Annotated in this window: 24 protein-coding genes and 1 pseudogene; 6 read left to right on the top strand and 19 right to left on the bottom strand. The window is 60.8% G+C overall.

Annotation, left to right across the window (positions count from 1 at the left end; genetic code table 11):
- Positions 1-3: 3 nt before the first annotated feature.
- From L904_RS03020 to L904_RS02990, 7 genes are all read right to left on the bottom strand, one after another.
- A complete protein-coding gene (locus tag L904_RS03020; RefSeq protein ID WP_020813609.1) occupies positions 4-966 on the bottom strand; it encodes a glycine--tRNA ligase subunit alpha in 963 nt (320 codons plus the stop codon).
- Between the two features lie 80 nt (positions 967-1,046).
- Positions 1,047-1,463, bottom strand: a complete 417-nt coding sequence (locus L904_RS03015) for a PIN domain-containing protein (protein WP_020813608.1) — start codon at positions 1,461-1,463, stop codon at positions 1,047-1,049.
- Positions 1,460-1,690, bottom strand: a complete 231-nt coding sequence (locus L904_RS03010; protein ID WP_020813607.1) for an AbrB/MazE/SpoVT family DNA-binding domain-containing protein — start codon at positions 1,688-1,690, stop codon at positions 1,460-1,462. Before L904_RS03010 ends, L904_RS03015 begins: the two co-directional genes overlap by 4 nt.
- Positions 1,691-1,742: 52 nt before the next feature.
- Complete coding sequence (locus L904_RS03005) at positions 1,743-1,937, bottom strand: NfeD family protein (RefSeq protein ID WP_020813606.1); 195 nt, start codon at positions 1,935-1,937, stop codon at positions 1,743-1,745.
- A 20-nt stretch (positions 1,938-1,957) separates the two neighbouring features.
- Entirely contained in the window at positions 1,958-2,824 is an 867-nt protein-coding gene (locus L904_RS03000; RefSeq protein ID WP_020813605.1) for a S49 family peptidase, read from the bottom strand.
- A 91-nt stretch (positions 2,825-2,915) separates the two neighbouring features.
- Positions 2,916-3,716, bottom strand: a complete 801-nt coding sequence (locus tag L904_RS02995; RefSeq protein ID WP_020813604.1) for a tRNA1(Val) (adenine(37)-N6)-methyltransferase — start codon at positions 3,714-3,716, stop codon at positions 2,916-2,918.
- Between the two features lie 6 nt (positions 3,717-3,722).
- Positions 3,723-3,953 carry a DUF2007 domain-containing protein gene (locus L904_RS02990; protein WP_020813603.1) on the bottom strand — a complete coding sequence of 77 codons (231 nt, stop codon included), beginning with the start codon at positions 3,951-3,953 and terminating at the stop codon, positions 3,723-3,725.
- A 111-nt stretch (positions 3,954-4,064) separates the two neighbouring features.
- On the opposite strand from L904_RS02990, the gene L904_RS02985 reads away from it, so the two are divergent.
- The 4 genes from L904_RS02985 (at position 4,065) to moaB (ending at position 8,581) form a co-directional block, all read left to right on the top strand.
- Positions 4,065-5,081 carry a polyprenyl synthetase family protein gene (locus tag L904_RS02985; RefSeq protein ID WP_035261923.1) on the top strand — a complete coding sequence of 339 codons (1,017 nt, stop codon included), beginning with the start codon at positions 4,065-4,067 and terminating at the stop codon, positions 5,079-5,081.
- 189 nt (positions 5,082-5,270) lie between these two features.
- Positions 5,271-7,118 carry a tetratricopeptide repeat protein gene (locus L904_RS02980; RefSeq protein WP_080707282.1) on the top strand — a complete coding sequence of 616 codons (1,848 nt, stop codon included), beginning with the start codon at positions 5,271-5,273 and terminating at the stop codon, positions 7,116-7,118.
- Positions 7,119-7,124: 6 nt separating this feature from the next.
- Positions 7,125-8,009, top strand: a complete 885-nt coding sequence (locus tag L904_RS02975) for a 4-(cytidine 5'-diphospho)-2-C-methyl-D-erythritol kinase (protein ID WP_035261916.1) — start codon at positions 7,125-7,127, stop codon at positions 8,007-8,009.
- 26 nt (positions 8,010-8,035) lie between these two features.
- A complete protein-coding gene (gene moaB, locus L904_RS02970) occupies positions 8,036-8,581 on the top strand; it encodes a molybdenum cofactor biosynthesis protein B (protein WP_059760674.1) in 546 nt (181 codons plus the stop codon).
- Positions 8,582-8,816: 235 nt separating this feature from the next.
- Here the strand turns inward: moaB and L904_RS02965 are convergent, their stop codons facing one another.
- From L904_RS02965 to L904_RS02945, 5 genes are all read right to left on the bottom strand, one after another.
- Positions 8,817-9,692 carry a dienelactone hydrolase family protein gene (locus L904_RS02965; protein ID WP_035263192.1) on the bottom strand — a complete coding sequence of 292 codons (876 nt, stop codon included), beginning with the start codon at positions 9,690-9,692 and terminating at the stop codon, positions 8,817-8,819.
- Between the two features lie 118 nt (positions 9,693-9,810).
- The gene (gene adhP / locus L904_RS02960) at positions 9,811-10,839 is read right to left on the bottom strand and encodes an alcohol dehydrogenase AdhP (protein WP_004440101.1); all 1,029 of its coding nucleotides are present in this window, start codon (positions 10,837-10,839) and stop codon (positions 9,811-9,813) included.
- Between the two features lie 149 nt (positions 10,840-10,988).
- Positions 10,989-11,390, bottom strand: coding sequence for an MAPEG family protein (locus L904_RS02955; RefSeq protein WP_035263190.1), 402 nt, complete (start codon positions 11,388-11,390; stop codon positions 10,989-10,991).
- A gap of 112 nt (positions 11,391-11,502) precedes the next feature.
- Positions 11,503-13,008, bottom strand: a complete 1,506-nt coding sequence (gene guaB, locus L904_RS02950; RefSeq protein WP_035263188.1) for an IMP dehydrogenase — start codon at positions 13,006-13,008, stop codon at positions 11,503-11,505.
- A gap of 284 nt (positions 13,009-13,292) precedes the next feature.
- On the bottom strand, positions 13,293-14,294 hold the full coding sequence (locus L904_RS02945) for an MBL fold metallo-hydrolase (RefSeq protein WP_035263186.1): 1,002 nt from the start codon (positions 14,292-14,294) through the stop codon (positions 13,293-13,295).
- Between the two features lie 209 nt (positions 14,295-14,503).
- On the opposite strand from L904_RS02945, the gene L904_RS02940 reads away from it, so the two are divergent.
- Positions 14,504-15,901, top strand: coding sequence for an MDR family MFS transporter (locus L904_RS02940; RefSeq protein WP_035236057.1), 1,398 nt, complete (start codon positions 14,504-14,506; stop codon positions 15,899-15,901).
- Here L904_RS02940 and L904_RS02935 read toward each other — a convergent pair whose 3' ends face one another.
- From L904_RS02935 to L904_RS02910, 6 genes and pseudogenes are all read right to left on the bottom strand, one after another.
- Entirely contained in the window at positions 15,902-16,642 is a 741-nt protein-coding gene (locus L904_RS02935; RefSeq protein ID WP_035263185.1) for an RlmE family RNA methyltransferase, read from the bottom strand.
- Positions 16,639-18,267 (bottom strand): Ppx/GppA phosphatase family protein, encoded by a 1,629-nt coding sequence (locus L904_RS02930; protein WP_035263183.1) that lies wholly within the window; start codon positions 18,265-18,267, stop codon positions 16,639-16,641. Before L904_RS02930 ends, L904_RS02935 begins: the two co-directional genes overlap by 4 nt.
- 217 nt (positions 18,268-18,484) lie before the next feature.
- Entirely contained in the window at positions 18,485-19,252 is a 768-nt protein-coding gene (locus tag L904_RS02925; RefSeq protein ID WP_004432705.1) for an SDR family oxidoreductase, read from the bottom strand.
- Between the two features lie 11 nt (positions 19,253-19,263).
- Positions 19,264-20,462, bottom strand: a pseudogene (locus L904_RS02920) (mandelate racemase/muconate lactonizing enzyme family protein).
- Positions 20,463-20,640: 178 nt separating this feature from the next.
- On the bottom strand, positions 20,641-21,789 hold the full coding sequence (gene dgoD / locus L904_RS02915) for a galactonate dehydratase (protein ID WP_035263197.1): 1,149 nt from the start codon (positions 21,787-21,789) through the stop codon (positions 20,641-20,643).
- Positions 21,790-21,843: 54 nt separating this feature from the next.
- Entirely contained in the window at positions 21,844-22,875 is a 1,032-nt protein-coding gene (locus L904_RS02910; protein WP_035263181.1) for an L-idonate 5-dehydrogenase, read from the bottom strand.
- A 222-nt stretch (positions 22,876-23,097) separates the two neighbouring features.
- Here L904_RS02910 and L904_RS02905 point away from each other — a divergent pair, with 222 nt between their 5' ends.
- Positions 23,098-23,859: a GntR family transcriptional regulator gene (locus L904_RS02905; RefSeq protein WP_035263179.1), complete on the top strand. Its 762-nt coding sequence runs from the start codon at positions 23,098-23,100 to the stop codon at positions 23,857-23,859.
- A gap of 46 nt (positions 23,860-23,905) precedes the next feature.
- On the opposite strand, the gene L904_RS02900 is transcribed toward L904_RS02905, so the two are convergent.
- Positions 23,906-25,066, bottom strand: a complete 1,161-nt coding sequence (locus L904_RS02900) for an ABC transporter ATP-binding protein (protein ID WP_035263177.1) — start codon at positions 25,064-25,066, stop codon at positions 23,906-23,908.
- Between the last annotated feature and the right edge of the window lie 11 nt (positions 25,067-25,077).

The raw sequence follows: 25,077 nt of genomic DNA, 5'->3' as shown, positions 1-25,077 counted from the left end.
CGTTCAGGCGGCCCTGTTCCAGTTCAGCCCGCCCGCATCCGTCAGCAGGAAAGCTTCGCCGCAGGCTTTCGCCAGCGTGCGCACGCGCAGGATGTAGCTCTGGCGTTCCGTGACCGAAATTACGCCGCGTGCATCCAGAAGGTTGAAGACGTGGCTGGCCTTGATGCACTGGTCATAGGCCGGGAACACGCATTTGTGCAGGCGCTGATTGTCGTTATCGCCGGGCGCACCGGCAGCGAGAAGCGCCTGGCATTCCTTTTCGGCGTCGATGAAATGGCGATGCAGCATGGCGGTGTCGGCAAATTCGAAATTATGGCGGGAATATTCCTGCTCGGCCTGCAGGAAGACGTCGCCATAGGAAATCTTCTCTTCGCCTTCGCGGCCGTTGAAGTTCAGGTCATAGACATTGTCGACGCCCTGAACATACATGGCGAGACGCTCCAGACCATAGGTAAGCTCACCCGCGACCGGCGAGCACTCGATGCCGCAGACCTGCTGGAAGTAGGTGAACTGCGACACTTCCATGCCATCGCACCAGCATTCCCAGCCAAGACCCCAGGCGCCGAGCGTCGGGCTTTCCCAGTCGTCTTCGACGAAGCGCACGTCATGCAGCAGCGGATCGAGGCCGATCGCCTTCAGCGAGCCGAGATAGAGTTCCTGCAGGTTGGAAGGGTTGGGCTTCAGGATGACCTGATACTGGTAATAATGCTGCAGGCGGTTGGGGTTTTCGCCGTAACGACCGTCAGACGGGCGGCGCGACGGCTGCACGTAAGCGGCCTTCCATGGCTTGGGCCCAAGCGCGCGCAGCGTCGTCGCCGGATGGAACGTACCCGCGCCCACTTCCATATCGTAGGGCTGCAGCACCGCGCAGCCCTTGTCGGCCCAGTAATTGTGCAGCGTCAGGATAAGCGCCTGAAAGGAACGCTTCGGGTTCATATGGTCGGGAACATCGGTCATTGCAGTCATCGCGGCGTTAGGAGGACAAGTAAGCATTGACTTACTTCGGATGCGGACTGGTGCCACGGCATGGCGTGAGGGTCAAGGTTTTATGCGTGGAGACGGGCGGTGAACGGGTTGACGATCTTCATTCGCCCGTCAACGGTAAGACCGTCATGCATGTCTTCCGAGAGGAATACGGTGCTTTCAGCCTCCAGGGCTGCTGCTACCATCAATGCATCATAGAAGGCGAAGTTATATTTATCGACAAGATCCACGGCGCTCGCATTTAACTGCACATCGAGTTCAACGACTGTCACAGCCATTCGACGGAGACCATCCAGCGATCTGCGGATTTCGCCCCATTTTTGAGGCCACTTCCGCCGGACTACACTGGCAAATTCATTGAATGCCTGAACGCTCGTCACATAAGGTTTCGAAACGATCTCTTGGGCCTTGGATGAACGTTCGTCATCCAGAAAGGCGTAAATGAAGATATTCGTGTCGAGAAAGGGCAAATGGCTCAACGCTCATTTGCCTCTTCGCGGTCGAATTTCCACCCGGGCGGTAGCTGCCAACGCTGAGCGCGAATATAAGACAGTATCTTTTCGCGCTCTTCCTGCGAAATAGAAGCAGACGGTTCCTGTGTCGGTACAGAAACATCCACCTCATCGCCTTCCTTGATGTGCAAGGCTTCCGCGACATCCGCCGGAATGCGGACCGCAAGACTATCGCCCCATTTCGTGACACGCATGACGGTCTCCTTACTTGAAAGCGACTATAGCAAATTCTGCGTTACAGGAAAATTACGTCTCATCCTCGCGCTTCACGCGGTATTCGCCGGTTTCCGGGTCCTTGATCAGCGTGCCGATGGCGCCGGTCTCGCGTTCCTTCTCGCGCTGTTTCGATTTCGCCGAGAGCTTTTCCGCGTCTCGGACGAAGCGGCGGTAAAGGATGACGGATCCCACCACCAGAAGAAGAATTGTAATGAGCTGCGCCATAAGGCTTTATTCCCGAGACATCATAGACCGAAACGCGACCACAATGCCTTTTCTTCGGCAACTTCCGCAAGCCCCGATACCGCACCGGCGGCCAGCCTTTCGGCATTTACGTCCAGAGCAGCATTCACGCCCGGCACCTTTTTACCGAACAAAGTGCGCCCGCCGCTGACGAGCTGGAGCTTGACCTTCTCACCGTAACGGCGGCGAAGAACCTCGCGCATGTCGCCCAGCCCGTCGATCAGGCCGAGGTCGAGACCGCGCATGCCGGTCCAGAACAGGCCGGAGAAGATCGCCTCGTCGCCCTTCAGTTTCGAGCCGCGACGCATCTTGACCATATCGATGAAAACATTGTGGATTTCGACCTGAAGCGACTTCAGGTAATCGATATCGCCTTCCTTTTCCGGCTGGAAGGGATCGAGGATGACCTTGTTCTCGCCGGCCGTATAGACACGGCGCTCCACGCCGATCTTCTTCAGCATTTCCGGAAAACCGAAACCGCCGGAAACGACGCCGATCGAACCGACGATGGAGGTGGGATCGGCGATGATCTCGTCGCCGGCAAGCGCGATCATGTAGCCGCCGGAGGCTGCAACGTCCTCCACGAAGATCAGGACTTTCTTTTCCTTTTCCTCGGCGAGCTGGCGGATGCGGTTATAGATCATCCGCGCCTGCACCGGCGAACCGCCGGGCGAGTTGAGCGAAATGGCGACAGCCGGGGCATCCTTGACGGCGAAGGCCTTTTCCAGAAGCGGCGCATAAGAAGCGAGATTGAGGGCGGGGCGGAACTGGTTGCCGCCGGCCATGATCGCGCCGTGCATGCGCACCACCGGGATGACGAGCTCTTTTTTACGAAAGCGTTTCGGCACCAGATACTTCAGAAAACCCACTACTCAATCCTCGCAGCATTTATCCGTTCGTCAGGGATGTATGTATCGCCCCGGAAAACACAATGGTTTACGGCCGGCGGAACGGCGATATTTATGACGCGGGCCGGATTGCCCTTACATTACGCGAATAGGCGGCGCGGCCATTGTTCAGGTCATCCACGAAGGGGGTGAAGGCATGGCTACCGGTCTCATGCATGATGAGCGGCGCGCGGAAGGACAGCCGCGCCCGTGAACCCTTGATGGCGGTGAGGAGCATGCGCACCGCGTCCTCGCCAGGGCGCGGATGAATGAGGGTGATTTCGAGGCCGCCGAAACGACTGCCGCAGGCGGCGATGATTTCCGCCACCGATTGCGGCCTTGAAATCAGAGAAAGCTGCCCGCCCGGCACCATGATCGCGCCTGCGGTCCTGATCCAGTCTTCGAACAGGCCATCCGTCATGGCATGCGCTTCGGCCTTCAGGGCGTCCGGCGTGCGGCGGTCGCCCGCATCGTTATAGGGCGGGTTCATGATGACGTGATGGAAATGATCGTCGGGCAACCCCGCTTCGGCGCGTGCTTTCGCCCGCAGGGTCACATCGGCTTCGCGCACGCTGACGCGGGCAGAAAAAGCAGCATTCTCGGGCAGTTCGAGGCTGCGGCGGGCAAATTTCGCCATTTCCGACGAGCGTTCGTACAGCGTCACCTCGGCCTTTTCGAGCCGCGCCGCAACCGCCATGCCCGCAGCTCCCGCGCCCGCGCCGAGATCGGCTATCCGGCAGGCACGCTCATCCGCCACCAGCGAGGCCAGGAGCATGGCGTCCATGCCGGCCCGGTGTCCCCTGCCCTTCGGCTGGATGATGTGAAACCGGCCCCGGTGAAAGGCGTCGATCGTTTCGGAAATGCCGTCGCCCACCGCCGCTCAAGCCTCTTCGTTGCGTAACTCGTCGCCGAGCCCGGCATCGATGAGAATGCGGCGGGCCTGATCGGCCCGATCTTCCTCCACCAGAAACCTTCGCGGCAAAAGACCGAGCGATCCTTCCAGAATGCTCATCGCCTGATCGGCGATGAGGCAATGGATGCCGGCATCCCTCATCAGGCTTTCGGCGAAGGAGAGCAGCACGGCATCGTTGGTACGGATCAGTTCACGCATGGATAGACCTTAAATTCCCATCTTTTTGAATGGCTAGCGGCAATTCGCCCCTTGCCGCGCAAGGCGTCAGTTTTTATTGTCGAATTCAAATTCGAACTGGAGTCCTGTCCCTTGGGCGTCGTCATACCGCTTGAAGAAAGCAAAAACAAACTCGCATCCGTCAAGCCGCTTGTCGACCTGACCCGCCCCGACATGGAACGGGTGAACCAGCTTATCCTTTCCAAGGCCGGTTCCGATGTCCAGATGATACCCGAGGTGGCCAACCACCTCATCTCTTCCGGCGGCAAGCGCCTGCGGCCGATGCTGACGCTCGCCTCCGCCTCGATGTTCGGTTACGAGGGCGACAACCACATCAAGCTCGCCACCAGCGTCGAATTCATGCACACGGCAACGCTTCTGCATGACGATGTGGTGGATGAAAGCGATCTGCGCCGCGGCAAATCCACCGCCCGCACCATCTGGGGCAACCAGGCGAGCGTTCTCGTCGGCGACTTCCTGCTCGGCCAGGCCTTCCGCATGATGGTGGATGTGGGCTCTCTCGATGCGCTCGACGTGCTGTCCACCGCCGCCTCGGTGATCGCCGAAGGCGAGGTGCTGCAGCTTTCGGTCGCCAAGAACATGGAAACGACGGAAGACGATTATCTGCAGGTGATTCGCGCCAAGACCGCCGCCCTTTTTGCGGCGGCGGCGGAAGTCGGCCCCATCGTCGCCAAGACCGACAAGGCGACCCGCAGCGCGCTGAAATCCTACGGCATGAATCTCGGCCTCGCCTTCCAGCTTGTCGACGATGTGCTGGACTACGGCGGCAAATCCGCCGATCTCGGCAAGAATACCGGCGACGATTTCCGCGAGGGCAAAATCACCCTGCCGGTCATCCTCTCCTATCGTCGCGGCACGCAGGATGAGCGCGCCTTCTGGCGCAATGCCATCGAAAAGGGTGAAAGCAGCGACGAGAACCTTGAAAAGGCGCTGGGCCTGATCACCAAATACAACGGTCTTGGCGATACGATCGGCCGCGCCACGCACTACGGCACCATCGCCCGCGATGCGCTCGCACCGCTGCCGCAGAGCCCCTGGAAAGATGCGCTTCTGGAAGTGATCGACTTCTGCATCGAGCGTCTGAACTGACGCCGCAGGCCGGGCGAACGGCGGATGGAAAAAACCATCCGCCCAATGTTTCGGGCCAGCTTCTCCGCAAGGCGTGATTGTGGCCGGGGCCATAATTTCTTGCGGCGTTGCTTCAAAAAAGCCATTCTATCGTGACCAACAATGGAAACTGATTTTTCCGTGCTTCTGCACAAAGGCAAAGGTTCCCTCATGCGGCGTAAACCAGCACTCCGTCTTCTCTGCAGCGCGGCTCTTGCCGCTGCTCTCGCAATCGGCGCGGGTGCAAGCCCCGGCTTTGCGGAGACGAAGGCGACACCGGAAGACAAGGCCGTCACGTTCGATCCCGGCAAGGTGAACACCTTTTCCGGCGCCTTCCTCGCCGGGCGCAATGCCGATGTCGATCAGGATTATCCCACCGCGATTTCGCTTTACAAAAAGGCGCTGGAATTCGACCCGGCCAATACGGAAATCCGCCAGCGGCTGATGATCGCCGAACTTCTGAGCGGCAATTTCGAGGCCGGCGCCAAGATCGCCGATTCGATGAAGGACGATACCTCGGTGGAGCGCGTGACGACCATCGTGCGCGGTCTCGACGCCATCAAGGACAAGGAATTCGCCAAGGCCGAGAAGATCCTGAAATATACCGGCCCGAACGATCTCGACCGCATGGTCAACACGCTTTTGACGGCATGGGCGCGTGCCGGCTCCGGCAAGCCGAAGGAAGCGCTGGCGCTCGTCAACAACATGAAGGGCCCGGGCTGGATTTCGATCTTCCAGAAATACAATGCGGCGGCCATCGCCCTTGTTTCCGGTAATAACGAGGCCGCCCGCAAGAGCCTGAACGAAGCGGTGACGGACCGCGAAGGCGGGGCAACCGCCTCCGACACCTATATGCGCGCCGTGATGGCGCTTGCCCGGCTCGAAGCTTCCGCCGGCAACAAGCAGAAGGCGCTGGACGCGATTGCGGTTGGTGATACTTTCGCGCCGAATTACGCACCGCTCAAGGCGCTTCGACAGGCCATCGAGAGTGGTGACAAGCCCGAGCAGCAGATTACCAATGCCGTGGAGGGCGCTGCCAGCGTCATGTTCTCCATCGCCGGTGCGTTGAACCGCGAAGGTGCGGAAGAAATCGTCACGCTTTATCTGCAGACATCGCGCGCGCTCGATCCGAAGAGCCCGGATACGCTCATCCTTCTCGGCGGCCTCTCCGAAGCGCTGAAACAGCCTGACCGCGCCATCGCCTTCTACCGCGAGGTGCCGAAGGATTCGCCGATGTATCGCATTTCCGAGCTGCAGCTCGGATTGACGCTTGCGCAGACCGGCAAGGTGGACGAGGCGCGCAAGCATCTCCAGTCCCTGCTTGAATCCGATCCGAAGGATATCCGTTCCTATCTCGCCTATGGCAGCGTGCTTTCGGACGCCAAGGACTATAAGGCGATGGCCGAGAACTACGACAAGGCCATCGAGGTAATCGGCTCTGTGCCGCAGAAATCCGACTGGTCCGTCTTCTTCCAGCGCGGCATCGCCTATGAGCGGCTGAAGGAATGGGACAAGGCCGAACCGAATTTCAAGCGGGCGCTGGAGCTGAACCCGGAGCAGCCGCAGGTTCTGAACTATCTGGGCTATTCCTGGGTGGACAAGGGCATCAATCTCGATGAAGGCATGAAGATGATCAGCCGCGCCGTCGAGCTTCGGCCGAATGACGGCTATATCGTCGATTCGCTCGGCTGGGCGCATTATCGCCTCGGCGCTTTCGATGAAGCCGTGACCGAACTGGAGCGGGCGATCGAGCTGAAAGCCGGCGATCCGACCATCAACGACCATCTGGGCGACGCTTATTGGCGGGTCGGCCGCAAGATCGAGGCGGTCTATCAGTGGAACCGCGCATTGATCGGCGACAGCGACGACGTGGACAAGGCCAAGGTGAAGGAAAAGATCGCCAGCGGCCTGCCGCCGGTGGAAAAAGATGCCGAAAATACCGCCAAGAAGGACGTCGCGCCGGCGCCGCCGGCTCCTCCGGCACCGGCACCGGCTGCCACTCCGGACAAGAAATCCTGACGCCGCATGCGCGGGCATGAGATTTCCGGGGCCACCGAGACCATCGAGGCGGCCCCGGCCAAGATCAATCTGGCGCTGCATGTGACCGGCCAGCGAGCGGATGGGTATCACCTGCTCGAAACGCTGGTGACCTTTACCGAAGCCGGCGACACGATCCGTATTCGCGACGCCGATGCCGACAGTTTCTCCATCTCCGGCCCTTTCGGCGATCTTTTGCGCGCGGGCAATGGCGGCGATAACCTCGTCACCCGCACCAGGGACCTGTTGCGCGATGCGCTCGCATCGACAGGTCAACCGGCACCCCCGGTCGCCATTCATCTTGAAAAGAACCTGCCGGTGGCTTCCGGTATCGGCGGCGGCTCGGCGGATGCGGCAGCGACACTGCGGGGGCTTTTGCGGCACTGGCGTGCCGGGATCGCACCGGATACGCTTGCATCCATGGCGCTGACGCTCGGGGCGGATGTGCCGATGTGCCTTGAGAGCCGATCCCTGATCGCGCGCGGCATCGGCGAGGACATCGAACCGGTTACCGATCTACCGGAACTGTCCATGGTTCTGGCCAATCCGCTGAAGGCCGTCTCGACGCCGGAGATTTTCCGGCGATTGCAGAACAAGACCAATCCACCCCTGCCCGCCTCTGCGACAATCGGCTGGATGGATTTTCTCGCCCAAAGCCGTAACGATCTGCAACCGCCGGCTCAGGCGCTTCTGCCAGAGATCGGGGAAATCATTGGGTTGCTGTCGCAGGAAGGTGCTGCGCTTGTGCGCATGTCCGGTTCGGGGGCAACCTGTTTCGGGATTTTTCATTCCCTTGAAGCGGCCAGGAAAGCGGAAACATCGCTTCGGAAGAGGCGCCCCGGCTGGTATTTTCAGGCGACGCGGACCATTTGAAAATCAGACACTTCGAGGATAAGGCCATGGCAGGCGAAAGACCCTTCATTCCCCTTGGCATTGCGGTTTTGACCGTTTCGGACAGCCGCACGCTGGAGAACGACAAATCCGGCGATACGCTCGTCGCAAGGCTGGAGGAAGCGGGCCACAGGCTCGCGGCCCGCGCCATCGTGCCTGATGACAAGGCAGCGATTGCCGGCACGGTGCGCGACTGGACGCTCTCTGAAGGCGTGGATGTGGTAATCACCACCGGCGGCACCGGCTTTACCGGCCGCGATGTGACGCCCGAAGCGCTGGAGCCGCTGTTCGAAAAGCGCATGGATGGGTTTTCCGCCCTCTTCCACCGCATCTCCTATGACAAGATCGGCACCGCCACCATCCAGTCGCGGGCAACCGGCGGCGTGGCGAACGCGACCTTCATCTTCGTGCTGCCCGGCTCGCCGGGTGCGTGCAAGGATGCGTGGGACGGTATTCTGAAAGCCCAGCTCGATTATCGCCACTTGCCCTGCAATTTCGTGGAGATCATGCCGAGGCTTGACGAGCATTTGAAGCGTGGGGCTGGGGGCGTTTAGATTAGCGGATTGAGGGCGCGTGGAGCTTACCCCCCCTCTGCCCTGCCGGGCATCTCCCCCTCAAGGGGGGAGATCGGCAAGAGGCCCCCTTGTCACTTCATTCTCAATCTTCAAGATGGACGAAACATCGCGGCAGATCGATCTCCCCCCTTGAGGGGGAGATGCCCGGCAGGGCAGAGGGGGGTGAAGCCCCACGCACCTCCGGTTCGCAGACAATGCGCGCCCAAAACCCCCATCACGCCAGATATTTCTTGAAGAACTCCGTCGTCCGGCTCCAGGCGAGATCGGCAGCCGCCTTGTCGTAGCGCGCCGAGGACGTGTCATTGTTGAAGGCGTGGTTGACGCCGTCATAGACGAAGATTTCAAAGGTCTTGCCGTTTTCCTCCAGCGCCTTCTTATAGGCATCGATGCCGGCATTGATGCGCTCGTCGAGACCCGCATAGTGCAAAAGCAGCGGCGCCTTGATGGCAGGCACATCGGCCGCCGGGGCCTGCTGGCCGTAATAGGCGACGCCGGCATTCAAACCTGCCGATTTGGTGGCGAAACGGTTGACCAGCCCGCCGCCCCAGCAGAAACCGACAGCACCGACCTTGCCATTTGCCCCCTGCCGCGCCGCAAGCCATACCCGGCCCGCTTCGGCATTGGCGACGGTCGCGTCCATGTCGAGACCGCTGAACATCTGCCGCGCCTTCTCCTCATCGGCGGGCGTGCCGCCCTGCGGTGAGAGGAAATCGACGGCAAGCGCCCTGAAACCGGCGAGCGCCACACGCCTTGCCACATCGCGGATATGGTCGTTCAGGCCACGGTTCTCGTGGATGACGATGACGGAGCCGATGGGGCCGGAAACGGATTTCGGCGTGACGAGGTAACCCTTCATCTCGCCGCCGGGGGCGGGATAGGTCACCTCCTCGGCGACGATCCTGTCGTCATCGGCCGCGATGACCGCCGCACGGGCGCTGTTGGCCGAAAGAAGCGGGGCGATGGCCGCCGCCGCTGCACCAGACCCGGCCAGTACGGTGAGCTTTTCCATGAATTTGCGGCGATCGAGGCTGAGATGGGTATATTCATCGTAAGCGTCGATCATGGCCTGCGTGATCTTGGGCTTGTCCATCGCTCTATCCTCCTTGAACGCACGGATGCGGAAGGATAGCGCAGATCGCCCCGCGGGGAACGAGGCGGGGGCAAGCGGCGTCACACATTTGCGTGAGCGCCGCCAGCCAGTTTTCACATCAGGCGGCGAGGTCCACGACGATACGGCCGTCGATCTTGCCCTCTTCCATGCGGTGGAAGATATCGTTGATGTTTTCGAGCTTGTCCCAGGAGAAGTGGGCCGCCACCTTGCCTTCGCCGGCGAAGGTCAGCGCCTCCTCCAGATCCTGCCGCGTGCCAACGATGGAGCCGCGCACCGTGATGCGCTTCAGCACCGTATCGAACACCGGAATGGAGATGAAGCCCGGCGGCAGGCCGACAAGCGCCATGGTGCCCTTGGAGCGCAGGAAGCCGTAAGCCTGCTCCATGGCCTTGGGCGACACCGCCGTCACCAGCGCGCCATGGACGCCGCCGGTCGCTTTCTGCACCTGCTCCACCGCGTCAGGCGCGCGACCATTGACGACGACATCGGCTCCGAGTTTTTTCGCAAGCGCCAGCTTGTCGTCGAAAATATCGGCGGCAACGACATGCATGCCCATGGCCTTGGCATATTGCACGGCCATGTGGCCAAGCCCGCCAATGCCTGAAATGACCACCCACTCACCGGGCCTGACCTCGGTTTCCTTCAGCCCCTTATAGACGGTGACGCCGGCGCAGAGCACCGGTGCGGCCGGGCCGAAATCGAGATTATCCGGCAGGCGGCCAACGAATTTCGGATCGGCGAGGCCATATTCGGCAAAGCTGCCATTGACGGAATAGCCGGAATTCTTCTGGCTCGGGCAAAGCGTTTCCCAGCCCGTGCGGCACGGAATGCAGCATCCGCAGGCGGTGTAGAGCCAAGGCGTGCCGGCGCGGTCGCCTTCCTTGATGCCGGTGACGCCAGCGCCGATCTTGGCGACATAACCCACGCCCTCGTGGCCGGGGATGAAAGGCGGATTGGGCTTGACCGGCCAGTCGCCGGTTGCGGCGTGCAGGTCGGTGTGGCAAATGCCCGTCGCCTTGTAGTTGATGAGAATTTCACCGGGGCCGGGATCCGGTATCGCCACTTCCTCGATGGTCAGCGGTTTTCCAAACGCGCGGACGACGGCTGCCTTCATTGTCTTAGCCATGACATACTCCCTAATCTCTGTTCGCCTGAAATCCTCGACGGCAGGCAGAGATTAACGGGGATGGGGCGTCATGGAATTGACCCATCGCAAATCGGAGCATTTTGCAAGGCGGGATTGTCTCACTTATGAGGCAACCTCACGGTGCTGATTTACTCCAGCGCCAACCATATGGCGAGCCATGCCCACAGGCAGACGACCAGCGCAAAGCCGATGCCGAACAATGCGCCACGCTGACGCAGGCGGTTGCTGGTGACGTGGACATAGGAATGGGCATAACGCGAGAGCACGAACAGCCATGCCAGAACGACGGTGACGATATTGTCCGCATCCGTGATGTAGAGCAGCAGGCAGGCGATGTGAAACAGCACCGGCAGTTCGAACTGATTGGCGATGTTGCGGTTCACCAGATGGCTTTCGCGCGCCTCCTCGCCCCGGTCACGCAGCTTGATCGCCGATTCGCGATCCTTGAAGGTGTATTTGTTGCGCCGGACGATCAGAAGCCCGTAAAGCCAGAAGACCAGAAAGACATGGGCGATCATCGGCCAGAACATTGCGGTCGTGGGTGACATGCTTTCTTCTCCAATCATGAAAACGCTCCCCGATCCGGCATGAATCGGGGAGCGCCAAATACTCAGTATCCTTTTACGGATTCGCCTCGAAAGATCAAACCGCGCCGGGGTAGTTCGGGCTTTCGCGGGTGATCGTCACGTCATGGGCGTGGCTTTCGCGCAGGCCCGCGCTGGAGATGCGAACGAAGGTGGCGCGTTCCTGGAATTCCTTGATGTTGCCGCCGCCGACATAACCCATGGCAGCCTTCAAGCCGCCGGCCAGCTGGTGCAGGACGCCGGAAACCGGGCCCTTATAGGGAACCTGACCCTCAATGCCTTCCGGAACGAGCTTCAGCGTGTCGCGCACTTCGGCCTGGAAATAACGGTCGGCCGAACCGCGCGCCATGGCGCCAACGGAGCCCATGCCGCGATAGGCCTTGAAGGAACGGCCCTGATAAAGGAACACTTCGCCCGGGCTTTCATCCGTGCCGGCCAAGAGCGAGCCGATCATGACGGCGGAAGCGCCGGCGGCGATTGCCTTGGCCAGATCGCCCGAGAACTTGATGCCGCCATCGGCGATAACAGGAATATCAGCCGCGTTGGCGACTTCAACCGACGACATGATGGCAGCGAGCTGCGGAACGCCGACGCCGGCGACGATGCGGGTGGTGCAGATGGAGCCGGGGCCGATACCGACCTTGACGCCATCGGCGCCGGCATCGATCAGCGCCTTGGTGCCGTCGGCGGTGGCGACATTGCCGGCGATGATGCGAACCGAATTCGACATCTTCTTGACCTGCGAGACGGCATCCAGCACGCGCTGCGAATGACCATGCGCGGTATCGACAACCAGAAGGTCGACACCGGCATCGATGAGGCGCTCGGCGCGCTCGATGGCGTCAGCACCGACGCTGATGGCGGCAGCGGCGCGAAGGCGGCCCTGCGCATCCTTGGTGGCGTTGGGGTTCAGCTGCGACTTCTCGATATCCTTGACGGTGATGAGGCCGACGCAATTGCCCTTGGCATCCACAACCAGCAGCTTCTCGATGCGGTGCTTGTGCAGCAGGCGGCGCGCTTCCTGCTGATCGACGCTGCTTTCCTTGACCGTGACCAGGTTTTCGCGGGTCATCAGCTCATAGATTTTCTGCTGCGGATCAGAGGCAAACCGCACGTCGCGGTTGGTCAGAATGCCGACGAGGCGGCCATTCTTGTGGCCACCGGCACCGCCATTTTCAACCACCGGAATGCCGGAAATACCGTGCGCCTTCATCAAGGCCTGTGCTTCGGCAAGCGTCGCATCCGGGCCGATCGTGACCGGGTTGACGACCATGCCGCTTTCGAACTTCTTCACCTGCCGGACTTCTTCGGCCTGTTCGATGGGGGTCAGGTTGCGATGGATGACGCCGATGCCGCCGGCCTGGGCCATGGCGATGGCGAGACGGCCTTCGGTGACCGTATCCATGGCGGAAGAGAGGATCGGCAGGTTGAGATCGATATCGCGGGCGATGCGGGTGGCGATATTCGTCTGCCCCGGCATGACTTCGGAATGCCCGGGCTGCAGCAACACATCGTCAAATGTGAGAGCGTCCAAACCAGTGGGTGTTTGAATGATGCGTGCCATGACCAAATTCCTTCATACTGAAAATGCGTGGCCGTCCCGGAACGAAAAGTTCACCCCGGCGCCCTGCAAGGATTGCTTGGAAGTTGGCGAGGGCTGGTAACACGTTCATGACAGGAAGGGAATAGAAAAAACCCGGAATAACCTTCCGGGCTTTCTCTGTTGCTGCATTGCAGCAGATATTATAGCGCGTCGTGTGGATCCCTGCTCCACAAGAAGCGCTTTAACTGCTTGTTTTTATGCATGTCGTTATCGCAAAACTGTTTAACACTTTTGCGCGACATGCATCAGATGTCGAACTGATAGGATTTCGGCACGAAACGATAGCCGGTATCCAGCTTTTCGGCGTAACCGACCGCCGGGAAAGGCATGTGATACCCAAGGAAAGGCAAACGGTCGGTGGCGATCATGTCATAGACCTTCTTGCGGGTCGCGGCGGCTGCCGCCTTGTCCATGTCGAACTTCACCTCCCAGTCTGGCTTCTGCAGGGAAAGGACGAAATGATTGGCCGTATCCGCCGTCAGGATGAGTTGTTTGCCTTCCGATTCGACACGGAAGATCATATGGCCCGGCGAATGACCGAAGGCCGCCACGCCGGTGATCCCGGATACGACACTGGCGCCGTCGCCAATGAAGGTCGCCTTTTCCGCCAGCGGCTTGACGTTCGTGAGAACGCCCTTGTGACCGCCTTCGGCAGGCGTGCCCACGCGCTTCTCATCCGTCCAGAAATCATATTCCGCCTGGCCGAACACGTAGCGCGCCTTGGAAAAAGCCGGAGCGCCCTTTTCCATCAGCCCGCCAATGTGGTCGCCATGCATGTGGGTCAGCACCACCACGGTCACATCTTCCGGCGTATAACCGGCGGCCGCCATGCCCTCGATCAACCGGCCATTGCCCGCACCGCGCCCGGCCTCACCGAAACCGGTATCGAACAGCACGAGATCGGTGCCGGTATTGACGAGGACCGGCGAGAAGGAATTGACGAATTGCTCCTTCGGCAGAAAATTGTCTTCCAGCAATTTTCCGACCGTCTCCGCCGACTGGTCGGTGCCGAAGGTCTCGCCGGGATTGGGGGCCGCGCGTGCACCATCCTTCACCACCAGCACTTCGAAATTGCCGAGCTTGAAGCGATTGGTTTCAGGCGGCATCGCGTGTTCTATCTCCATGGAGGTTTGCGGCTGGTTGGTCTGGGCCGTTGCCGTGCGCGCCATCAACAGCGGCGCACCGAGAACGCTTGCGCCCGCCGCACCGATGAGGCCGCGTCTGCTCATGCTCAAGGATTGGGTCATTATCTTGTCTCCGATATCGCCAACTGGCCGTGATCGCCAACTGAACCAAGCCAACGGACAATAGAGCGATAAAGTTGCAAGAAAACCGGCCTCACGCAGGTTTGATCGGAACTTGAGAAATTGATAATTAACGTGTTGGCAAGCCCGCTTATCAGGCGTAGGAGGAACGGCGATATCCTTTGTCGCAGCGGAAAGCCGCAGGCAGCCTCATGAACCGCATCATTCCCCTCATCCTGGCAGTCGCTCTCTTCATGGAGCAGATGGACTCCACCGTCATCGCCACCTCGCTGCCGGCAATTGCCGCCGACCTTCATGTCGGCCCGATCACGCTCAAGCTCGCATTGACAGCCTATATGGTGGCGCTGGCGATCTTCATTCCGATCAGCGGCTGGATGGCCGACAAATACGGCGCGAAGAAAATCTTCCGTTTCGCCATCGGCGTCTTCGTGGTGGGGTCGATCTGCTGCGCGGTATCGTCCTCGGTGTTCGAATTCGTGCTTTCGCGTTTCCTGCAGGGCATGGGCGGGGCGATGATGACGCCCGTTGGCCGCCTCGTGCTTTTGCGCACGACCAAGCGCAGCGAACTCGTCTCCGCCATGGCGCTGTTGACAATTCCGGGGCTGGTGGGGCCGCTCACCGGCCCGCCCATCGGCGGCTTCATCACCACCTATTTTTCATGGCACTGGATTTTCCTGATCAATGTGCCGATCGGCGTCATCGGCATCTGGCTCTCGACGATCTTCCTGCCGGAAATCGAAACCACCAACCCGCCGCCGATGGATGGCAAGGGCTTCGTGCTGTCAGGCATCGCCGCCTCCGGCGTGGTGTTCGGCCTCTCCGTCGTCAGCCTGCCCGCGCTGCCACCGGCCATCGGCATCGCCTCGACGATCATCGGTTTCATCTGCGGTTTTCTTTATCTGCGCCACGCCGCGCGCCACCCTGCCCCCATTCTGGATTTCCGCATTTTCCAGAACGCGACCTTCCGGGCGGCGTCCGTCGGCGGCACCGTTTTCCGCATTTCCACGGGCGCCATACCCTTCCTGATGCCGCTGATGCTGCAGATCGGTTTCGGGCTTAATCCGTTCCAGTCGGGCATGATCACCTTTGCCGGCGCAATCGGCGCGATCACCACGAAATTCATGGCCAAGCGAGTGTTTGCGGCAACCGGATTCCGCTCGACACTGATCGGGGCCGGCATCGTCGGCGCCTGCACGACGCTCGCCAACAGCTTCTTCACACCGGAAACGCCCTATCCGCTGATCATGATCTTCCTCGTCACGGCGGGATTTGCCCGGTCCTTCTTCTTCACCGGATCGAACGCGCTCAGCTATTCCGATATCGAGGACAGTCAGGCCAGCCAGGCGACCTCGATGGCGTCGGTGCTGCAGCAGATCAGCCTGGCGCTGGGCGTGGCTTTCGCCGCCTCCATTCTGGAAGTCAGCAGCATGATGTCCGGCACGCATCTGCAGCTCGCCGATTTCCACATCGCCTTTACCATCGTGGCGCTGGTATCGCTGTTCGCCATCGTGCCGATCATCCGTATGGACGGCAATGCCGGGGCGGCCGTCTCCGGCCACCGCGGCAAGGTCTCACAACCGGCAGAGTGATCAGTCTTCGGAAGCCTCTTCGGCTTCGGATGCGTCGGTCGGCTCGCTCTTGCGGCCCTTGAAGTGCTTGGCAAGCAGGAACATTTCCACCGATTCCGAGCGTGAGGATGCCGGCTTGATGTGGAGAACCTGCTTGAAGTTCTTCTTCAGCATATCCAGCAATGCCTTTTCCGTGCCGCCCTGGAAGGTCTTGGCAAGGAAGTGGCCGCCTTCCGCCAGCACCTGAACGGCGAAATCGGCCGCGACTTCGCACAGATGCATGGTGCGGATATGGTCGGTCTTCTGGTGCCCGGTGGTCGGTGCGGCCATGTCCGACAGCACCAGATCGGGCGTGCCGCCAACGGCCTCCATCAGCTTTTCCGGCGCGGAGGGATCGAGGAAGTCGAGCTGCAGGATTTTCACACCGGGAATGGGATCGATTTCGAGGAAATCGATGGCCGCGACGCGGATATCGTCCTCGGTCGAATCCGTCACCTTGGAAGCGATCTGCGACCAGCTGCCGGGGGCGGCGCCAAGATCGATGATGCGGGTCGCACCCTTCAATATCTGGTGCTTGTCGTTGATTTCCAGAAGCTTGAAGGCGGCGCGGGCGCGATAGCCCTCAAGCCTGGCGCGCTGGACATAGGGGTCATTGATATGACGTTCAAGCCAACGGCGCGACGAGGCCTTGAGCTTGGTCTTCTTGACCTTCTGGCCGATCTTTCGGCCGGTGCGATTGGTGCTTGTCGGCGCCTTGCTCATGTCAAACCTTCCGTCCTGTCCTGCCGTGTCATCTGCATGCGCCTAATGCGGTTGCGCCGCCATGCGCCGTCATCCGCCATCATATCCGTCAGCAGGCCTTCGCGCAGGCCGCGATCCGCCACGCGCATGCGGCGTGCCGGCCAGCGGCGGCGAATGGCCTCGAGAATGGCGCAGCCGGCCAGAACCAGATCGGCCCTGTCAGGCCCGATGCAGGCATTGGCAGCGCGGCCCGCGAAATCCCATGCGAGCAGCTTGTCCTGCATCGCCGTCACCTCGGCGTCCGACAACCACAGGCCATCCACCTTGCGGCGATCGTATCGTGGCAGATCGAGGTGGACGCCGGCAAGCGTCGTGACCGTGCCCGAGGTCCCGATCAGGTGAAAATCCTCGTGATGGGTTTGCGGCGCGAGAGGCGGGCAATGGAAGGCATCGAGCAGCCCTTCGACTTCCCGCACCATGGCGGCGAAGACGTCCGGCGTCACATCGCGCCCGCCATGGCGTTCCGAAAGCGTAACGACACCGACCGGCAACGAGGTCCAGTGGGTGATGTGATTGGCGAGCCGGTTCGAGCGGTTTTCCCCGACCTTGATGACGGCGATTTCCGACGATCCGCCACCGATATCGAACAGCACGACCGAACGCGCCTCGCGCCCAACGAGGGAGGCGCAGCCAGACACCGCAAGGCGGGCTTCCGTCTCGCGGCTGATGATTTCGAGCTTCAGTCCCGTTTCCCGCGTAACCCGCGCCAGAAACTCTTCGCCATTCGACGCAGCGCGGCAGGCCTCGGTCGCGATGAGCCGCATGCGCCTGATCGGGCGACCGGAAAGTTTCGCGGAGCAGACTTTCAGCGCCTCGACAGCTCGATCCATGGCGTCGTCGGACAGCCGGCCGCTCGACACCAGCCCCTCGCCCAACCGAACGATGCGCGAAAAGGCATCGACGACCCGGAACTGGCCGGGCCGCGTCGGCTGCGCAATCAATAGGCGGCAATTATTGGTGCCGAGATCGAGCGCGGCATACATATCCGCCGGCGGCTCCTGGCCATGCTCATGCTGGCGGCCTGCATGGCGCGCGGATATTTCAGATTGCCGATGCGGTTCCTGCCCGGCCCCATTGGCGCGGCCATTCTGCTTGCCGACATGTTTCGGCGCATGGGTGGGAACCAGCGGACGGCCCTGTGGATCGCGACCGCGTGGATCGCGGTGACCACGCTTGCGGTGGCGCGACTTTCGCCCTGCGCCCGGCAGCACGGAGGATGGATTGGCAGCATCTGTTGCGGCTGGAGCCTGCGTCTGCACGGTGGAAGCTGGGGCAGCCTGCTGAGACGCACCCTTGCCGCGAGAGCGCCTGCGGCGCTTTCTCTTGCGCGGCTCGGCATCCGGCTCAAGAGCCGATACATAGGAGGAACCGGCCGGAACATCCGCGGCAACATCATGCGACAGCACAGCAGCGTCACGGAGCTGACCGTCACGCTTGTGTTTCTTGCCACGGCGGGATCGCTTCGCTTTCCCTTTGTTCGCCACCGACGCCCCTTGTTCCGACGGCTTTGGGCCGTTTCCGGGGTCGATCACTGTCTTGTCCATTTCGCCGCGCACAAGCGTAGACGCTATGCTGCTGGCTTTCATAAGGTTTCGTTGGGCGGACAATACCAGCGCAAGCGATTTTAGCCAAATGGTTTTTGCCGGGCGGCGTGTGGCAGAGGCTCACACGTCACCAAGGTTGCGTGACGCCCGCGCCGAGTGCACGCTTCATCGATAAGAGTTTCATGCTGCTCCTCCGCTGGTTTTGCTTGAACCCGTCACGCTCTCCCCAAGCGTGACGAAACGAATTGCTGGCGCTCGCCTACAACACGGAGATCATGCCGCCATCGGCATAGACGATCTGGCCATTGACGTAGTCGGATGCGGCGGACGCAAAATAGATGACGGTTCCCGCCAGTTCTTCCGGACGCCCCCAGCGCCGCGCCGGTGTACGCGCCTTGACCCAGGCGTCGAATTCCGGGTTGGCGAGCAGGGCCTCGTTCATATCGGTGATCATGTAGCCGGGGCCGATCGCATTGGCCTGAATGCCCTTTTCGGCCCACTCGGCCGCCATGGCCTTGGTCAGCATCTTGATGCCGCCTTTCGCCACGGTATAAGGCGCAACCGTTGCCCGGGCGAGTTCGGAGGTCAGCGATCCGATATTGATGATCTTGCCGGAGCCGCGCTCCGCCATTCGCCTGGCCGCCTCCCGGCCGACGAGGAAGGCCGACGTCAGATTGGTGTCGATCACCCTTCGCCAGTCGGCGCTCTCCAGCTCCAGCATCGGCTTGCGGAACTGGATGCCGGCATTGTTGACGAGGATATCCACCCGGATACCGTCCCGGTCGAACCGCTCGAAGGCTGCGATGACAGCGGCTTCGTCGGTCACGTCGAACGCCGCCGTCAGCACCTCACGACCTGTCGAGCGCATCGCCGCAGCCGCCTCTTCCAGTCGGGTGGCGTCGACGCCATTGAGGATCACCCGGGCGCCGGCATTCGCCAGCCCCTCGGCAAAGGCCCGCCCCAAACCGCGGGACGAACCGGTGATCAGTGCCGTCTTGCCGCTGAGATCGAATAGTGAAACGCTCATGACGATTCCCCTCAGAGTTCAGAGACGCGGACGGAGAGATCCGAGCGTTCGAAGAAGGACGGTTGCAGTTCAGTGCCGAGACCGGGGCCTTCCATCGGATAAACGAAGCCGCCCTCGATACGCGGAACCTCCGTCACCAGTTCGCGATACCAGCCCTTGTAGAAGGCGCGCACGCTTTCCTGGATAAGCGTGTTGGGCTGCGAAAAGCTCATGTGGATGGCGGCGGCGAACCCGACCGGGCCGATGCAGTCATGCGGGGCAAAAGGCCGGTGATAGGTTTCCGCCATGGCCGCGATCTTGCGGCCCTCGGTCAGGCCGCCCGTCCAGCACAGGTCGGCCATGACGACATGAGCGGCGTCGCGGTCGAGATAGTCCTTATAGGCAAAACGGGTGCCGAGCGTTTCGGAGGCGCAGGTCCACACATCGGTGGAATGCGCGTATTCGGCAAGCGCCTGCGGCGAATTCATCCGTATCGGATCTTCGTACCATGTGGGCTTGAACGGCTCGAGCGCCCGCGCGATCTGCTTGGCAACCGGTAGGTTCCACAGCGAGTGGAACTCGACCATGATATCCATCTTGTCGCCGACGGCCTTGCGGATCAGCTCGAACGGCTTGATCGCCGTCTTCATCTGTTCCGCCGTGATGAACAAACCGCGGTTTTCCATCGCCGGAGGATCGAACGGCCAGATTTCATGGCCGTGATCCCGTTCGACAGGAGATCTTCCGCCAGTTCGCCCGCCCGGTTCATGAAACCGTCGAGGTCTTCGTAAGGACCGGCTTCCTCACCCAAATTCCATGTATCGACCGGCTTGATCTTCTTCGTCCGCACATAGCGGCTTCCGGCGCAGGTATTGTAGACACGCATCTTCTCCACGCAGAGCCCGCCCAGCATCTGGTGGACAGGCTGCCCACATACCTTGCCGAAAATATCCCACAGCGCGATGTCGACTGCGGAAGCCGCCCGATGTTCCGCCCCCGTCGAGGCATGGGCCATCGGCAGGTTGAGCATTTCCCGGTGAAGGGCTTCTATATGAAGCGGGTTACGGCCCACCAGCCGGCTTGCCAGCGTATCGTGGATGTGGGCCTCGACGGCCGCCGCCCCATAAAAGGTTTCGCCGAGGCCGGTAACGCCCTGATCGGTCTCCACATGCACCCAGAGAACATTGGAGAACTCTTCTGCTCGAAAAGTCTTGATCGCAGTTATTTTCATCATTGCTTCCATTTCTGTCTGCCCGTCGTTTCGTTTCCAAATTGCATGGACAGGACCATCTACTTATCTCTCACAAGAAAACATGCTCCAGTCCCAAAGGCGGTTCTCGTCAGCTCTCCGATGCACTGGTTCCAACGGAGAGAATCGTCAGTCCGAAAAGCCTGCCTCATCGCTGCGCTTACCATTCGGCGAGACTGCCATCCTGATGACGCCAGAGCGGATTGCGCCAGCGATGGCCTTGCCTCGCCATTTCGATCACATGCGCCTCATCAACCTCGATACCCAGACCGGGACCCTGCGGTATTTCGACAAACCCGTCCTCGTAACGGAAGACATCCTTGTTGGTGATGTAGTCCAGAAGGTCGCTGCCCCGATTGTAGTGAATGCCAAGGCTCTGTTCCTGGATAAACGCGTTGTAGCTGACAGCATCGATTTGCAGGCAGGCGGCCAGAGCAATCGGCCCAAGCGGGCAATGCGGCGCAAGGGCGACGTCATAGGCCTCCGCCATCGTCGCAATCTTGCGGCATTCGGTAATTCCGCCCGCATGCGAAAGATCCGGCTGGATAATATCGACATAGCCACCGGAGAGGACAGATTTGAAATCCCAACGTGAATAAAGCCGCTCGCCGAGCGCGATCGGAGCCGAGCAATGATTGGCGATTTCCTTCAGCGCCTCTAGATTTTCCGAAAGTACCGGCTCTTCGATAAACATCAGTTTGAACTGCTCGAGTTCCCTCGCCAGCACCTTGGCCATCGGCCTGTGAACCCGGCCGTGGAAATCGGCGCCTATGCCGATATGCGGCCCCACCGCATCGCGCACGGCGCCTATGGTCGCGACGATGGCGTCGATCTTGTCGTTGCCGTCGACGATCTGCAGCTCTTCGGCGCCATTCAGCTTGATCGCCTTGAAGCCCGCGGCAACGACGGCCCGCGCATTGTTCGCCACGTCGCTCGGACGGTCGCCGCCGATCCACGAATAGACCTTGATCCGGTCGCGGCACTGGCCTCCGAGCAGCGCGTGGATCGGCTGGCCGAGCGCTTTGCCCTTGATATCCCAGAGCGCCTGGTCGATCCCGGCAATCGCGCTCATATGGACCGCACCGCCACGATAAAACCCGCCGCGATACATGACCGTCCAGTGATCCTCGATCAGGAACGGATCCTTGCCGATGAGGTAATCCTCCAGCTCATGCACGGCAGCCTGAACCGTCAGAGCCCTGCCTTCGACCACGGGCTCGCCCCAGCCGGTGATGCCCTCATCCGTCTCGATCTTGAGGAACATCCAGCGTGGAGGAACGATATAGGTGGTGAGTTTTGTGATCTTCATGATAGTTGCCTTCATCTCCGCCATCGAAGCGGATCGCCGCACCCATGGTGTCTCTCAGAACGATAATTGCACCTTCATCGCCCGCGACCTGTCAGTGGCGAGCATGAACGCGTCATTCGCCTCCTGAAACGGCAAAGTATGGGTTACGAGCGGTGTCAGATCGATGCGGCCGGAGTTCATCAAATCGACGGCCTGCTGGAACTCACTGTCGAAACGGAAGGTGCCGCGCAGCTGCAATTCCTTGGTGACGATGGCGTTGATCGGCAATGTAACATCGCCGCCAAGCCCGAGCTGGACGATGATGCCGCCGGCGCGGATGGCTGCGAGTGCGCCGTTGAGCGCAGCCTGATTGCCCGAGGCCTCGAACAAGATGTCGACCGTACCCTTGCCCGTGGCGTAGGGCGCAAGCGCTTCCGGCGTCGTCGCCATGTTGAGAGCCGCTGTCGCGCCGAGTTTACGCGCGACCTGCAGCGGGAATTCGCCCACATCCGTCGCGATGATCTCCGCAGCGCCCGCATTCCGCGCCACCAGCACGCACAATGCCCCTATCGGACCGCAGCCCGTGACCAGCACACGCTTGCCCAGAAGCGGCCCCGCCTGTTTCATGGCGTGCAGAACAACGGCGAGCGGCTCAGCCATGGCCGCTTCCGCCATGGTAACCGTCTCGGCAATCGGAATTGCCTGGGCGGCGCTGACGGTGATGCTCTGGCGAAAACCGCCCTGCGCATGCGGCAGGCGCATGGCGCTGCCCATGAACTGCATGTTCATGCACTGGTTATGGGCGCCCTCCCGGCAATATTCACATTCGTAACAGGGAGAACTCGGATTGACCGACACCCGCATGCCCGGCACCAGATGCGAAACACCGGCGCCGCATTCCTCGATACTGCCGGCCATCTCGTGGCCGAGCGCCATCGGCTCACGCACGCGGATGCTGCCGGAACCGCCATGCAGGTAATAATGAAGATCGGAACCGCAAATGCCTCCGGCCTTGACGGCAATCCGAACCTGACCGGCAGCCGGGGCGATGCTGGCCACGGGTTCGATCCGCAGATCCTTCTGAGCGTGAATGATAACGCCTAACATCGAATTTTCCTTCCTGATTTCGCTGTGACGGTGCCTGAGCAGCCTTCAAGCGAGACAATTTTTGGTTTGATGGTGCCTCACGCTGGCGAAAAGCTTTCTCGCCGCGCCGGTGCTTCCTTTGAAAATTCTGGAAATCTGAAATATTGAGAAATTTCCTGTCATTGCGTTTTGCAACTGACGAGGCGGAACGGTAACGTCAGGCAGAATCTCGAGGAATGAAGCATGACCGGTGAAGACAAGAACGGGACGAAAGATGAGGACGGCAATCCGCAGGAGAAGAAGAGACGCAACAGCGTCAACCTGACGGAGCTTGCCTATGAGCGCATCGAGCACCTGATCATTACCTGTGAACTCAAGCCTGGCCGCTTCCTTTCCATTCAAGACCTGCAGAGGGAGACCGGATTGAGCCGCACGCCCGTGCATCAGGCGGTCAGCCGGCTGGCCGCCGATACGCTCGTGATCATTCAGCCCCGTCATGGCCTGCAGATCGCGCCCATCGACCTCGCCCGCGAGCGAATGCTTCTGCGTTTGCGGCGCGACCTTGAGCGTTTTGTCGTGTCGCTGGCCGCCGAGCACTCCACGTCCACGCACCGTTCGCAGATGCTGCACATCACCCGCATTCTGAAAGACCAGCGCGACACGATGGCGATCGGCGATTTCAATATTTTCGACCGCCGCATCGACAAGCTGATCCTGCTGGCGGCGGGAGAGCCGTTCCTCGAGCATACGCTGCGGCCGCTCCACACCCTGTTCCGGCGCATCGGCCTGATCCATCACCGCAATATCGGCGGCGCGGAAAGCCTGGCCGGAAGCATCCAGAGCCATATCGGCATACTCGAGGCAATCGCCAAGCGGAATGTCGCGCTGGCCGTCGAGGCGTCCGACCAGCTGATCGACTATGTCGACCGGATGTTCGATGCCCTCGAGAGGGACATCGATCCATCCATCCTCGATTCCAGCCTGGAATCGCTGATCTCGCTGTGAAGTATCGCCTCTTGCGTTCTTCATGATCCGGCTCCGGTGCTGAAGATTATGCGCGTAGCCGCAGGCCGGTTTCGGCGGAAAACAGAACGGCGTCATCGAGGTTGAACGCCAGCGAAACCGGATCACCGACTTTAAGCCCGGTGTACCCCTGTTCGGTGACCATGACGGCGTCCAGTTCGCCTTCCTCGCGATGCGCCGTGCGGGCATTGCTGAGCGTGACCGCAATGACGGATTCGGCGCCGATATGCTCCACCAGCGTCACCGTGCCTTCGACGCTGCCGGGTTGACGTTCGGGCGTCAGCCGGATCGCATTCGGGCGGATGCCGAACAGAACCTTGCCGTCCTCCCTGACCGCTGCCGACAGGCCCTGCGGCAATGCCAGCGCAATGCCACCGACGCTGACGACACCGCTTGCCGCATCGGCTTCGATGAGGTTCATCGGCGGCGTGCCGATAAAGCGCGCGACATAGGTATTGGCCGGATCGCTATAGATTTCGCGGGACGAACCGAATTGCTGAACGACACCGTCGCGCATCAGCGCGATCTTGGTTCCCATCGTCATGGCCTCGACCTGATCGTGGGTCACATAAACGAATGTACCGCCGATATCGGCATGCAGCTTGGAAATTTCCGCCCGCATCGACGTCCTGAGCTTGGCATCCAGATTGGAGAGCGGCTCATCCATCAGGAAGACTTCGGGCTGCCGCACCATCGCCCGGCCTAGCGCGACACGCTGCCGCTGCCCGCCCGACAGGGTGCGCGGAAACCGGTCCAGCATCTCGGTCAGGCCCAGTATCTTCGCATTGCGCTGCACCATTTCCTTCACCTGCGGCGAATTCTCGATCCGCCGCCTGACAAGGCCTCCGATGATCGGCAGGTGATGCCACCAGCGGAACTGTTTCATCACCAGCGGAAACGTCATATTCCTGCGCACGGTCAGATGCGGATAGAGCGCATAGGACTGGAAAACGAAGGCCATGTCGCGGTCGCTTGGCGGCAGATTGTCGACGCGGCGGCTGCCGATCAGTATTTCTCCGCCGGAAATGCTTTCAAGACCGGCCAGCATGCGCAGAAGCGTCGATTTTCCACAGCCCGAAGGGCCGAGCAGCACCAGAAACTCGCCGTCCGAAACGGCAATATCGATATTGCGGATAACGTCCTTTGCGCCGAAACTCTTGCTGACGCTTTTCAGGGTAATGGATGCCATTTCAAAGATCC

Origin of the sequence: Agrobacterium sp. LY4 (genome assembly GCF_001526585.1) — a bacterium.
In the GTDB taxonomy this organism is placed as follows: Bacteria; Pseudomonadota; Alphaproteobacteria; order Rhizobiales; family Rhizobiaceae; genus Agrobacterium; species Agrobacterium leguminum.
The sequence above is the reverse complement of the archived record's forward strand: the minus strand, read 5'-3'. Positions and strand labels throughout refer to the sequence as shown.

What these genes read in the sequence shown, in the direction of transcription:
- L904_RS03020 (WP_020813609.1), bottom strand. Translation starts at nt 966, where the DNA reads ATGACTGCAATGACCGATGTTCCCGACCATATGAACCCGAAGCGTTCC.
- L904_RS03010 (WP_020813607.1), bottom strand. Translation starts at nt 1,690, where the DNA reads ATGCGTGTCACGAAATGGGGCGATAGTCTTGCGGTCCGCATTCCGGCG.
- L904_RS03005 (WP_020813606.1), bottom strand. Translation starts at nt 1,937, where the DNA reads ATGGCGCAGCTCATTACAATTCTTCTTCTGGTGGTGGGATCCGTCATC.
- L904_RS02990 (WP_020813603.1), bottom strand. Translation starts at nt 3,953, where the DNA reads ATGCGTGAACTGATCCGTACCAACGATGCCGTGCTGCTCTCCTTCGCC.
- L904_RS02980 (WP_080707282.1), top strand. Translation starts at nt 5,271, where the DNA reads ATGCGGCGTAAACCAGCACTCCGTCTTCTCTGCAGCGCGGCTCTTGCC.
- L904_RS02975 (WP_035261916.1), top strand. Translation starts at nt 7,125, where the DNA reads ATGCGCGGGCATGAGATTTCCGGGGCCACCGAGACCATCGAGGCGGCC.
- moaB (WP_059760674.1), top strand. Translation starts at nt 8,036, where the DNA reads ATGGCAGGCGAAAGACCCTTCATTCCCCTTGGCATTGCGGTTTTGACC.
- L904_RS02965 (WP_035263192.1), bottom strand. Translation starts at nt 9,692, where the DNA reads ATGGACAAGCCCAAGATCACGCAGGCCATGATCGACGCTTACGATGAA.
- adhP (WP_004440101.1), bottom strand. Translation starts at nt 10,839, where the DNA reads ATGGCTAAGACAATGAAGGCAGCCGTCGTCCGCGCGTTTGGAAAACCG.
- L904_RS02955 (WP_035263190.1), bottom strand. Translation starts at nt 11,390, where the DNA reads ATGTTCTGGCCGATGATCGCCCATGTCTTTCTGGTCTTCTGGCTTTAC.
- guaB (WP_035263188.1), bottom strand. Translation starts at nt 13,008, where the DNA reads ATGGCACGCATCATTCAAACACCCACTGGTTTGGACGCTCTCACATTT.
- L904_RS02945 (WP_035263186.1), bottom strand. Translation starts at nt 14,294, where the DNA reads ATGACCCAATCCTTGAGCATGAGCAGACGCGGCCTCATCGGTGCGGCG.
- L904_RS02940 (WP_035236057.1), top strand. Translation starts at nt 14,504, where the DNA reads ATGAACCGCATCATTCCCCTCATCCTGGCAGTCGCTCTCTTCATGGAG.
- L904_RS02935 (WP_035263185.1), bottom strand. Translation starts at nt 16,642, where the DNA reads ATGAGCAAGGCGCCGACAAGCACCAATCGCACCGGCCGAAAGATCGGC.
- L904_RS02930 (WP_035263183.1), bottom strand. Translation starts at nt 18,267, where the DNA reads ATGAAAGCCAGCAGCATAGCGTCTACGCTTGTGCGCGGCGAAATGGAC.
- L904_RS02925 (WP_004432705.1), bottom strand. Translation starts at nt 19,252, where the DNA reads ATGAGCGTTTCACTATTCGATCTCAGCGGCAAGACGGCACTGATCACC.
- dgoD (WP_035263197.1), bottom strand. Translation starts at nt 21,789, where the DNA reads ATGAAGATCACAAAACTCACCACCTATATCGTTCCTCCACGCTGGATG.
- L904_RS02910 (WP_035263181.1), bottom strand. Translation starts at nt 22,875, where the DNA reads ATGTTAGGCGTTATCATTCACGCTCAGAAGGATCTGCGGATCGAACCC.
- L904_RS02905 (WP_035263179.1), top strand. Translation starts at nt 23,098, where the DNA reads ATGACCGGTGAAGACAAGAACGGGACGAAAGATGAGGACGGCAATCCG.
- L904_RS02900 (WP_035263177.1), bottom strand. Translation starts at nt 25,066, where the DNA reads ATGGCATCCATTACCCTGAAAAGCGTCAGCAAGAGTTTCGGCGCAAAG.